We start from the raw sequence: 8476 nt of genomic DNA, 5'->3' as shown, positions 1-8476 counted from the left end.
TCTAACACCTGGAAAAACAGGCGTTTATGGACGGGCACTAGCTAGTCGCTTCCGAAATTCCGGCCATTCGAGGTGGTTGCGTCGCGGCACGATCTTCCGGGTCACGGCGGGCAGCCGAGGTGTAGCTTCTTGGGCTACGCTTTGAGGAGGTGCAACAGCGCAGACCACGTCCGCTTCCGGTGATACATGACACCCAAGGAATCTCACTTGAAGGACCGCTCTTGGCGCTACCTGCTGTTCCGATCGACAAGCCGAATAACGAGCTCCCACCCTCCTGCGCCATTCGGAATTTTTGCTTCCGGCAGGATCGGAACGCCCTTCCACGACCGAGACGGAGATTTCTGCGCGGGTACCAGGCGTCAGATGCTAGCTTAACCTGCTCTTTTGCGCGGTCGACGGGTCGATCTGCAGATTCTTCGGCAATGGCAGGCTTGAGCATCGTATATGCATCTCGCGGGCGAGGAGCTTTCGTTGCTTTTCCTGGTGCTCTTTGCCTGCTGCTACGAGCGCAAGCCCATAGGGGCCAATCAAGGCGCCGGCCGCCCAGTTGAGGTTCCTCTCCTTGTAGTTCAACGCCTGCGCGCGGATTTCTTCGCACTCCGGCGACTGCCATTTCGGGTCCTGGTTCGAGAGGCTGGCCGCATAGTCGGCGGGCGCGGTCGTGCACCCGGCGACCATTGCCGCGACAACGCCTACCGCAATCCAAATCTTTGCCTGTGCTTTGCCGTCGGTTTGTTGTTTTCCCAGGGTCGAACTCCAATAAGTTCATTTTTCGCCGGTGAGGGGGTGCTTTACCTTAACAGGACCAGAACGTCAGCCGCTATTTAGTCCTTTGTGCGGTCGTTGTGGACACGTGCAACAGGTGCCGCCGAATTGCTCAACCTTCGGCGTAAACTGGCGTGGGACGACTTTGAATTCGGAGATGCGTTCCACGCATCGGAAGCAAGCAGGCGGTAGCTGCTCTAGCCCGATACGGCTCCTGCCTTGTCGCTGACGCCGGCGGCGCTCCATCGCTCCGCTGCAAGCTCGATGAATGCCTTGACCACTGGCGAAAGGTGTCGGCTGCTCGGATATACGGCATAGAGGCCGCCGGCCGGCGTCGCGTAATCGGCGAGAACGCGGCGCAGCCGCTCGTCCCCGATAGGCGCCTCGGCGATCCGGTGGGGCAACAGGGCGACGCCATAACCTGCAATCGCAGCAGCAATCACCGCCTGCATTTCATTGGCGGCGAAGCGTCCAGACACCGTGACCGTTTCCTGGCCATGCGGTCCGTCCAGCACCCAGTGAGCGCTGGCTGTCGACTGGCCTGCGATGACGCAGTGATGGCGGGCGAGGTCCGCCGGCATTGCCGGGACGCCGCGGCGCGCGAGATAATCCGGACTGGCGCACAGAATTCTATGCGTTGAGCCGAGCTTGCGGGCGATCAGCGTGGAGTCTGGAAGGATCCCGGTACGAAAAGCGAGATCTATGCCGCTTTCAACCAGATTGAGCTGGTCGTCCGTGAGACATAACTCGATCCTGGTTTTCGGATGCTCGCCAAGAAAATCGAACACCGCGCCGGTCAGAAAAGAATCGCCAAAGCCCACGGGAGCCGAAATGCGAATCGTGCCCGACGGCTCCGCCCTGGCTTCCGCAAGCCGCAGATTCGCATCTTCGATTGTCCGCAGCGCCTGACTGCTCTGCTCGTAGTAGAGACGCCCTGCGTCCGTCATGCTGAGGCTGCGGGTCGTGCGTTGGATGAGCCGCATCCCGACCTCGCGCTCGAGCGCGGCGATGCGGCGGCTGACCGTCGTTTTGGGCATGCCGAGCAGGCGCGCGGCGGCGGTGAAACTGCCGGCCTCGACGACACGAGCAAATACCAGGATATCGTTCAGATCGAGCATTGTATCCAGAAATGGGACGATGTTTCCCGACTATAGGCCATTATGGCTCAATATGTCAGGCCCTACTTTCACTCCGCGGGAAGAAAAGGAGAGCAGACATGATTACCAAGCGAAGCGTTCTGGTTACCGGAGCCACTGGCCAGCAGGGAGGCGCGGTTGCGCGCGCACTTTTGTCCAGGGGAAATCGCGTCAAAGCGATGACCCGCAACCCCGACAGCGATGCTGCGCGAAGGCTTGCGTCGGCCGGCGCTGATGTCGTCATCGGCGATCTCGGTGACGCCGCGTCCATCGTGAAGGCTGCGAGCGGCGTCGACACGATGTACCTGATGGGCAACAGCTACGAGGCCGGAATTGAGGAGGAGACCCGCCAGGGGATCGTTGCCGCCGACGCCGCGAAGACTGCCGGCGTCGGACATCTGATCTATTCGTCCGTAGCCGATGCCGACAAGAAGACGGGAATCCCGCATTTCGAGAGCAAGTATCTCGTCGAGAAACATGTCGCCGGGCTCGGCATCCCCTACACGATCAGCGCGCCGGTCGCCTTCATGGAGAACATCGTCGCGCCATGGTCGATCGGTGGGCTGCGCCAGGGCACGTACGCCTTTGCAATGCCTGCCAAACGCGTCCTGCAACTGGTCGCCCTGGAGGACATCGGGGCGTTCGTGGCAGCATTGGTCGAGCGGCGCGAGCAGGTTTTCGGCAAGCGTTTCGACATTGCCGGCGACGAGTTGTCGGGCGAGGAGCAGGCGAAAATACTGTCGCAAGCCATCGGCCGCCCGATCGGCTACCAGGAAATCCCGATTGCCGCGGCTCGCCAGCAAAGCGAGGATACGGCGCTGATGTTCGAATGGTTCGACCGCGTCGGCTACGATGCCGATATCGCCGCATTGCGAAGGGATTTTCCCGAGGTTCGCTGGCACAGTTTCGCCGACTGGGCGCACGAGTTCGACTGGAGCGTTCTCGAACAGGCATCTTCTGCCGCCTGAGATTCCATGGACATCGCCGGCTGATAAAATCCGGGCGGAAGCGGATGGCAGCAAGTTTGAAGCTGGGGTCCGCTTGCCGCCCGAGACGATGCCGCCGCTGGGGATAAAATCTCGGAATGGCGCTCGGGCGAAACGGAAAAAGCGCTGCAATAACAGCGGTGTCGGCTGTCGGACCGCCGGTTCGGACGCACAATTTGTTCACAAAGCCTGCCGGAGCCGCGAATGGCGGCGGTTCGACGCGATAGCCGGGCTTTCCTCGATGCGTTTTGGCGTAATGCCGAACGACGACCTTGCCGCACTGCAGCGAAGAATCCCGCTTGACATAAATCACGGTAAGTGAATAATTGCCCACAGCCAAGGCAAATGCTCATCTTGGTCCATGGGAGGAATTCATGAAACTGACCACGCTCATTCTGGGCCTGTGTTCCGCAAGCGCGTTTGCGTTTGCCGCTCACGCCGAATCGATCACCATCGCCACGGTCAACAATGGCGACATGATCCGCATGCAGAAGCTGACGGACGACTTCACCACCAAGAATCCCGACATCCAGCTGCAATGGGTGACGCTCGAGGAGAACGTGCTGCGTGAGCGCGTGACCACCGACATCGCCACCAAGGGCGGCCAGTATGACGTGATGACCATCGGCACCTACGAGGTTCCGATCTGGGCCAAGCAGGGCTGGCTGCTGCCGCTGGAAAATCTCGGCGCGGATTACGACGCGGCCGATATCATCCCGGCCATCGCCGGGGGCCTGACCGCCGACGGCAAGCTCTACGCCGCGCCCTTCTACGGCGAAAGCTCCTTCATCATGTACCGCAAGGATCTGATGGAGAAGGCGGGGCTGACCATGCCCGATGCACCGACCTGGGAGTTCGTGGCCGACGCCGCCCGCAAGATGACCGACCGCGCCGCCGACATCAACGGCATCTGCCTGCGCGGCAAGGCCGGCTGGGGCGAGAACATGGCCTTCCTGACCGCCACCTCCAACTCCTTCGGCGCGCGCTGGTTCGACGAGAACTGGGTGCCGCAGTTCGACCAGCCGGAATGGAAGAACACGCTCGACTTCTACGTCAACCTGATGAAGGACGCCGGCCCATCGGGCGCATCCTCGAACGGCTTCAACGAGAATCTGGCGCTGTTCCAGCAGGGCAAGTGCGGCATGTGGATCGACGCTACCGTCGCGGCGTCCTTTGTGTCGAACCCGAAGGATTCGACGGTGGCCGACAAGGTCGGCTATGCGCTCGCCCCCGATACCGGGCTCGGCAAGCGCGGCAACTGGCTGTGGGCATGGTCGCTCGCCGTTCCCGCGGGCACGCAGAAGGCGGACGCTGCGCAGAAATTCATCTCCTGGGCGACAAGCAAGGACTATCTGGCGCTGGTGGCCGAGAAGGAAGGCTGGGCCAACGTGCCGCCCGGCACCCGCACCTCGCTCTACGAGAACCCGGAATACCAGAAGGCCGCGCCCTTCGCCAAGATGACGCTGGACTCGATCAACGCCGCCGACCCGACCAAGCCGACGGTCAAGCCCGTGCCCTATACCGGCGTGCAGTTCGTCGCCATCCCCGAGTTCCAGGGCCTCGGCACCACGGTCGGCCAGCTGTTTTCGGCAGCCCTCGCCGGGCAAATGAGCGTCGACGACGCGCTTGCGCAGGCCCAGTCGGTGGCGACGCGGGAAATGACCCGCGGCGGCTACATCAAATAGGCATCCTCCCGGTGCCTTGGCCGTCCGGGTCCCAGCCTGGGCGGCCCCTTTCCGGGACAGGGCTCCCGTTCCTACCAGAGCAATCGTCTACGATTGGACTCGACCTGAAAAGGCCGGCGAGAAATATCGGCAAAGTGCAGCCGAAGCGTCATTTCGGAGGAAGATCATGGCCACGCGACAGACCGGCACGCTAGCGCGCTTCATGATGGCGCCGTCGGTGATCCTGCTGCTCGTCTGGATGACCGTGCCGCTGGCGATGACGCTGTGGTTCTCGTTCCTGAACTACAATCTGCTCAACCCGGCCAATGTCAGCTTCGCCGGGCTGTTCAATTATCAGTATTTCTACACCGACCCCGCGTTCTTCCAGTCGATCTGGAACACGCTTCTGATAGTGGTCGGCGTGCTGCTGATCACCGTCATCGGCGGCATTGCGCTGGCGCTGCTGCTCGACCAGCCGATCTTCGGGCAGGGCATCGTGCGCATATTGGTGATCTCGCCCTTCTTCGTCATGCCGCCTGTCGCAGCGCTGGTGTGGAAGAACATGATCATGCATCCCGGCTACGGCGTCTTCGCCGACATCTCCCGGTTCTTCGGGCTGCAGCCGGTCGACTGGTTCGCGCAGTATCCACTGCTTTCGATCATCGTCATCGTCGCCTGGCAGTGGCTGCCCTTCGCAACACTGATCCTCTTAACCGCGCTGCAGTCGCTCGACGGCGAGCAGAAGGAGGCGGCCGAGATGGACGGCGCGAATTTCGTCAACCGCTTCATCTATTTGACGCTGCCGCACATGGCCCGCGCCATTACCGTGGTCATCCTGATTCAGACGATCTTCCTGCTCGGCGTCTATGCCGAGATCCTCGTCACCACCAATGGCGGCCCGGGCTACGCCACGACCAACCTGCCCTTCCTAATCTACCGCACCGCGCTGCTCGGCTACGATGTCGGCGGGGCTTCGGCGGGCGGGGTCATCGCCGTCATCCTGGCCAACATCGTCGCCTTCTTCCTGATGCGCGCGGTGGGGAAGAATCTGGATAGGTGAGGGGCGAACCATGCGACTGACATTCGAATTCTTCATGCCCGATCGCCTTCGGGCATCGCCCCCTCCACCGCCTTCGGCGGTCCCCCTCCCCCGTAAACGGGGGAGGATTGGCGGCGACGCCGGTTCCTCCCCTGCGAAGCGGGGGAGGGGGACCATGCGAAGCATGGTGGAGGGGGCGTCCAGGAAGCTGACCGCCGAAGGCGCTGGAGGGGGCGGCCTCATGAATATCGCGAAGGAGCACTAGCCATGGCCCGCGCAGTTTCGACACGACGCAAGGCAGCCTTCACCGCCGCGGCATGGCTGGTTGCTTTCGTGATCTTCTTCCCGATCCTCTACACCATCCTGACCTCGTTCAAGACCGAGCCCGAGGCGATCGCCGGGTTCAGCCTGTTCCCGAGCTGGACATCCGAGAACTATGTCGAGGTGCAGACGCAGCGCGATTATTTCAAGCCGTTCATGAACTCGGTCGTCATCTCGGTGGGCTCGACGCTGCTGGCGCTGCTGGTGGCCATACCCGCCGCCTGGTCGATGGCGTTTTCGCCGACCAAGCGGACCAAGGACATCTTGATGTGGATGCTGTCGACCAAGATGATGCCGGCGGTGGCCGTGCTGGTGCCGATCTACCTGATTTTCCGCGACACCGGCCTGCTCGACACCCGCATCGGCCTCACCGTCATGCTGACGCTGATCAACCTGCCGATCGTGGTGTGGATGCTCTACACCTACTTTCGCGAGATACCCGGCGAGATCCTCGAAGCCTCGCGCATGGACGGCGCTTCGCTGCTGAACGAGATCGTCTATGTGCTGACGCCGATGGCTATCCCCGGCATCGCCTCGACCATGCTCTTGAACATCATTCTCGCCTGGAACGAGGCGTTCTGGACGATCCGCCTGACGACGACGAACGCCGCTCCGCTGACTGCGTTCATCGCCTCCTTCTCCAGTCCGCAGGGGCTGTTCTGGGCCAAGCTTTCGGCCGCCTCGACGCTGGCCATCGCGCCGATCCTGATCATGGGCTGGTTCTCGCAGCGGCAATTGGTGCGCGGCCTGACCTTCGGCGCCGTCAAATAGAATCCCCGGGGAGGAAGCCATGGGCCAGATCACGCTGAAAAATGTGTCGAAATCCTTCGGGGCGACGATCATCATTCCGGAGATCGACTTGACCATCGAGGACGGCGAGTTCGTCGTCTTCGTCGGGCCGTCGGGCTGCGGCAAGTCCACGCTGCTCAGGCTGATCGCCGGGCTCGAAGACACCAGCGCCGGCGCGATCGTCATCGACGGCCGCGACGTGACCGGCGAGGCGCCGGCCAAGCGCAAGCTGGCGATGGTGTTCCAATCCTACGCGCTCTATCCGCATATGACGGTGGCCAAGAACATCGCCTTCCCGCTGAAGATGGCCGGAGAGGACAAGGCGACGATCGACCGCAAGGTGGCGGACGCGGCGCGCATCCTGAACCTCACCAACTATCTCGACCGCCGGCCCGGCCAGCTTTCCGGCGGCCAGCGCCAGCGCGTCGCCATCGGACGCGCCATCGTGCGCCAGCCCTCGGCCTTCCTTTTCGACGAACCGCTGTCGAACCTCGACGCCGCCTTGCGCGGCACCATGCGGCTGGAGATCAGCGAGCTGCACCACCAGCTCAAGACGACGATGATCTACGTCACCCACGACCAGGTCGAGGCGATGACCATGGCCGACAAGATCGTGGTGCTGAACGCCGGCAACATCGAGCAGGTCGGCTCGCCGATGGAGCTCTACAAGACGCCGAAGAACCTGTTCGTCGCCGGCTTCATCGGCTCGCCGAAGATGAATTTGATCAATGGCGCGGTTGCGGCGAAGCAAGGCGCCGCGACGATCGGCATCCGCCCCGAGCACATGCAGATCTCGACCAGCGCCGGCGGGTGGAAGGCGACGGTGGGCGTCGCCGAGCATCTCGGCTCCGACACTTTCCTGCATGTCAACGCCGACGGCGTCGGGCCGCTTACGGTGCGCGCCGACGGCGAAATCTCGGTGCGGCACGGCGACACGGTTTTCCTGACGCCCGACCCGACAAAACTGCACCGGTTCAGCGAAGACGGGAGAGCCATGTGACGAAGCGATTAGCCGGCAAATCGGCTCTGATAACGGGCGCCGCGCGGGGCATTGGCCGCGCTTTCGCCGAGGCCTATATTCAGGAAGGTGCGACCGTCTGCATCGGCGACATCAATCTGGACGCGGCCATGAAGGCCGCCGACGAGATCGGTGACGCGGCTTACGCGGTCAGCCTCGACGTGACCGACCTCGCCTCGATCGAGGCGGCGGTGAAGGCGGTCGAGAACAAGGCGGGTGGGCTCGACATACTGATCAACAATGCGGCGCTGTTCGACGCAGCGCCGATCGTGGAGATCACGAAGGCTAGCTACGACAAGCTTTTCGCGGTCAACGTCGCCGGCACGCTGTTCATGATGCAGGCCGCTGCCCGCTCGATGATTTCTCGCGGTAAGGGCGGGAAAATAATAAACATGGCGAGCCAGGCCGGGCGGCGCGGCGAGGCGCTGGTCGCGGTCTATTGCGCGACCAAGGCCGCCGTCATCTCGCTGACCCAGTCGGCGGGGCTCGATCTCATCAAGCACGGCATCAACGTCAATGCGATCGCGCCGGGCGTCGTCGACGGCGAGCATTGGGACGGCGTCGATGCGCTGTTCGCCAAATACGAGAACCGGCCGAAGGGCGAAAAGAAGCGGCTGGTCGGCGAGGCGGTGCCGTTCGGGCGGATGGGCAGGGCGGAAGACCTGACCGGCATGGCGGTGTTCCTCGCCAGCGCCGAGGCCGAATACATCGTCGCCCAGACCTACAATGTCGACGGCGGCCAGTGGATGAGTTGAATT

Annotated in this window: 8 protein-coding genes; 6 read left to right on the top strand and 2 right to left on the bottom strand. The window is 62.6% G+C overall.

Annotated features, from left to right (window positions below):
• Positions 1 to 366: 366 nt before the first annotated feature.
• Both MAXJ12_RS00720 and MAXJ12_RS00715 read right to left on the bottom strand, forming a co-directional pair.
• Positions 367 to 678, bottom strand: coding sequence for a hypothetical protein (locus tag MAXJ12_RS00720; protein WP_008833807.1), 312 nt, complete (start codon positions 676 to 678; stop codon positions 367 to 369).
• Positions 679 to 962: 284 nt separating this feature from the next.
• Entirely contained in the window at positions 963 to 1883 is a 921-nt protein-coding gene (locus tag MAXJ12_RS00715) for a LysR family transcriptional regulator (protein WP_008833806.1), read from the bottom strand.
• 98 nt (positions 1884 to 1981) lie between these two features.
• On the opposite strand from MAXJ12_RS00715, the gene MAXJ12_RS00710 reads away from it, so the two are divergent.
• The 6 genes from MAXJ12_RS00710 (at position 1982) to MAXJ12_RS00685 (ending at position 8473) form a co-directional block, all read left to right on the top strand.
• Entirely contained in the window at positions 1982 to 2869 is an 888-nt protein-coding gene (locus tag MAXJ12_RS00710) for an NmrA/HSCARG family protein (RefSeq protein ID WP_008833805.1), read from the top strand.
• A 392-nt stretch (positions 2870 to 3261) separates the two neighbouring features.
• The gene (locus MAXJ12_RS00705) at positions 3262 to 4572 is read left to right on the top strand and encodes an ABC transporter substrate-binding protein (protein ID WP_008833804.1); all 1311 of its coding nucleotides are present in this window, start codon (positions 3262 to 3264) and stop codon (positions 4570 to 4572) included.
• A gap of 166 nt (positions 4573 to 4738) precedes the next feature.
• Positions 4739 to 5611, top strand: coding sequence for a carbohydrate ABC transporter permease (locus MAXJ12_RS00700; protein ID WP_008833803.1), 873 nt, complete (start codon positions 4739 to 4741; stop codon positions 5609 to 5611).
• A gap of 246 nt (positions 5612 to 5857) precedes the next feature.
• Positions 5858 to 6682, top strand: coding sequence for a carbohydrate ABC transporter permease (locus MAXJ12_RS00695; RefSeq protein ID WP_008833802.1), 825 nt, complete (start codon positions 5858 to 5860; stop codon positions 6680 to 6682).
• A gap of 19 nt (positions 6683 to 6701) precedes the next feature.
• Complete coding sequence (locus MAXJ12_RS00690; protein WP_008833801.1) at positions 6702 to 7700, top strand: ABC transporter ATP-binding protein; 999 nt, start codon at positions 6702 to 6704, stop codon at positions 7698 to 7700.
• The gene (locus MAXJ12_RS00685; protein WP_008833800.1) at positions 7697 to 8473 is read left to right on the top strand and encodes an L-iditol 2-dehydrogenase; all 777 of its coding nucleotides are present in this window, start codon (positions 7697 to 7699) and stop codon (positions 8471 to 8473) included. The genes MAXJ12_RS00690 and MAXJ12_RS00685 overlap by 4 nt, the downstream gene beginning before the upstream one ends.
• The last annotated feature ends 3 nt before the right edge of the window (positions 8474 to 8476 follow it).

Origin of the sequence: Mesorhizobium alhagi CCNWXJ12-2 (genome assembly GCF_000236565.1) — a bacterium.
Lineage (GTDB): Bacteria > Pseudomonadota > Alphaproteobacteria > Rhizobiales > Rhizobiaceae > Allomesorhizobium > Allomesorhizobium alhagi.
This window is presented reverse-complemented; position numbering and strand designations above follow the sequence as displayed.